The sequence below is a fragment of the Actinomycetes bacterium genome (genome assembly GCA_036510875.1).
Classification (GTDB): Bacteria; Actinomycetota; Actinomycetes; order Prado026; family Prado026; genus DATCDE01.
In genome coordinates this window covers 1-2,656 of the sequence record DATCDE010000170.1, presented here as the reverse complement: position 1 = coordinate 2,656, position 2,656 = coordinate 1, and the positions used below count along the sequence as shown (strand labels likewise).

Annotated in this window: 3 protein-coding genes; all 3 read left to right on the top strand. The window is 72.0% G+C overall.

The features are described 5' to 3' along the window. Positions 1-1,003, top strand: a 1,003-nt coding sequence (locus VIM19_09880) for a DUF2252 family protein (GenBank protein HEY5185189.1), incomplete at its 5' end; no start/stop codon positions are given. Between the two features lie 187 nt (positions 1,004-1,190). Then, a complete protein-coding gene (locus VIM19_09875; protein HEY5185188.1) occupies positions 1,191-1,940 on the top strand; it encodes an aquaporin in 750 nt (249 codons plus the stop codon). A gap of 204 nt (positions 1,941-2,144) precedes the next feature. Beyond that, a partial coding sequence (locus VIM19_09870; protein ID HEY5185187.1) for a hypothetical protein occupies positions 2,145-2,656 on the top strand: 512 nt, incomplete at its 3' end.

Below are 2,656 nucleotides of genomic sequence, written 5' to 3'. Positions count from 1 at the left end.
GCGGCTGGCCGCCAGCCTGGCGGTGGCCGGACGGGGCAACGGCTTCCCCCGCAAGAAACGGCGCGCGATCGTGCTGGCCGCGGCGGCCGGGTACCGGCAGCTGATGCGGGACTTCGCCGGCCAGGGCAACCTGGCCGTGTGGTACTCGCACCTGGACCTGGACGAGGTACTCAAGCAGATCGGGGAGCAGCTGGACACGGCCCGCCAGGTGCGCACCGAGGCGATGGTGGACAAGGCACGCAGCCGGGACAGTGTGCAGGCCCTGGCCAAGCTGACGCACCTGGTCGACGGACGGCCGCGGATCGTCAGCCAGCCACCGCTGATCGTGCCGATCGAGGAGCTGTGGGGCGCCGAGCAGGCGGCCACGACGTACGAGGCGCTGCACAAGCTGGTCCGGTCCTACCGGGGCACGCTGCAGTGGGACCGCCGGCACCTGCTGGAGCAGTTCCAGCTGGTCCAGATGGCGCGCAAGGTCGTCGGGGTCGGCAGTGTCGGTACCCGCGCGTGGATCCTGCTGTTCGAGGGCCTCGACGGTCAGGACCCGCTGTTCCTGCAGGCCAAGGAGGCACAGCCCTCGGTGCTGTACGGGTTCGTCAAGGCCCGCGGCTTCAAGAACCAGGGCCAGCGGGTGGTCACCGGGCAGCAGCTGATGCAGGCGACCAGCGACATCTTCCTGGGCTGGCAGCGGGCCGAAGGGCCCGACGGGGTGGAGCGGGACTTCTACCTGCGTCAGCTGCGTGACGGCAAGGGTTCGGTGGTGGTCGAGGAGATGGCCCCGGACGGGATGGCGTTCTACGGGCGGATCTGCGGCCAGGCCCTGGCCCGCGCGCACGCCCGCTCCGGGGACCGGGTCGCCATCGCCGCCTACCTCGGCTCCAGCGACCGCTTCGACCAGGCCATCGCCGACTTCGCCGAGCTCTACGCCGAACAAAACGACCTCGACCACGCGGCCCTCGCCGACGCGGCCGCCAGCGGACGGATCACCGCGCAAGCCGGGGTCTAGGTGCCCCGACCGGCCGAGGCTGTGGGGGCCATGGGCGCTGGTCGACGCTGATCGGCACGAGAAGTGACCGGCGGTGGCACGTCGTTACTGCCAATGAGCACTCGGAGGTGGGCGAGTGTCCGCGGATGACGCGCACGGTGGCGGTGGGGAGCCGGTTCTGGCGTGGCTGGCCCGGAGGAGCGCGACGGTGCGCCGCCGGGATCTGGAGTTCGACGACCCCAACCTGGAGTACCGGCGGCTGTTCAGCGAGCTGTGGGGCACCTTCCTGCTCGTCCTGGTCGCGGCCGGGGGCGGGGTGATCGGTGCGACCGCCTACGGCAGCGGGCTGACCCTGGCGATGAAGGCGCTGGCCCCCGGCGTGATGGTAATGGGGATCATCTTCTTCATGGGCACCATCTCCGGCGCCCACCTCAACCCTGCGGTCACGTTGGCGTTCGCGGTGCGCCGCAACTTCCCCTGGATCCGTGTCCCCGGATACATCCTCGCCCAGCTGATCGGGGCGGTGCTGGCCGCCTGGTTCCTGCAGGTCATGTACGGCGGGATCATCAACGGGGCCACCGAGCCGACGAGCCAGGTGAGCCTGACGGTGGCGATGCTCACCGAGGCCGTGCTGACCCTGGGGCTGGTCAGCGAGATCCTGGGCACCGCCTCCGGCGCCCGTAACGTCGGCATCAACGGCGCCCTGGCGGTCGGCGGGTACATCGGCCTGGTGTCGGTGTGGGGTGCGCCGGTGTCCGGCGCGTCGATGAACCCCATCCGCTCCTTCGCCCCCGAGCTGATCGGCCGGGATCTGACCAACTACTGGATCTACCTGGTCGGACCGCTCCTCGGGGCCATGGTCGCCGTCGGGTTCGAGCGGATCCTCAAGGGCAAACCCACCAAGGCCGGCGCCGAGGCCGCCCAAGGAATCCTGGACGAGAACCCCGAGGGGCTTTGACATGCCGACGCGCCGACCAGCGGCGCCGGTCCAGGGCATGGATCGTCGGGTCTCGATCTCGAGGTCGGGTGCGCACCGCTCGGCCCGTCGGCCCGCACCGCCGCAGGCCCAACCGAAAGACCTCCGCCGCGCTGGGTCGCAAGGCCACGGGCACAGTCACGGGGGAGCGGGGGGTGACCTCCCCGGCGGCCCGCCCGACCGGGCGTGGGTACCCTCGCCGACTACGCCACCGCCGCGGTACTACTCACCGAAGCCACCGGCGCTGTGCTGAACCGGGCCGCCCACATCGACACCGCCCGGGGCAGACCGGCGCAGCCCTGGCAGCGTCAAACCGACGCGCTCGCCCGGCAGGCCAGCGGCTGGCGGCAGGTTCGCGTCGAGCTCGCGGCGCTGCGCACCCCCACTCCCGCCCTGCTCGGAGTCCGCGCCGACATCCACGCCATCCGCGACCTGCTCATCACCCTGACCGACCCCCGCACCGCCGCCCCGGCGATCCGCAGCCTGCCCGTGCTGCTCGCCGGCACCTGCACCCTGCCCGACCTCGCCACCTGGAACGCCGCCACCCTGGACCGGATCGCCTCCACCGGCGACCTGTACGTCACCGGCGCCGCGCTGCCCCGGGATCTGCTCAGCGAGGACCGGTCGCTGGCCGCGGCCAGACTCCGCAACACGTTGGTGGCGGCGCCGCCGGAGTTCGTCGACCCCGCCCGGGACGC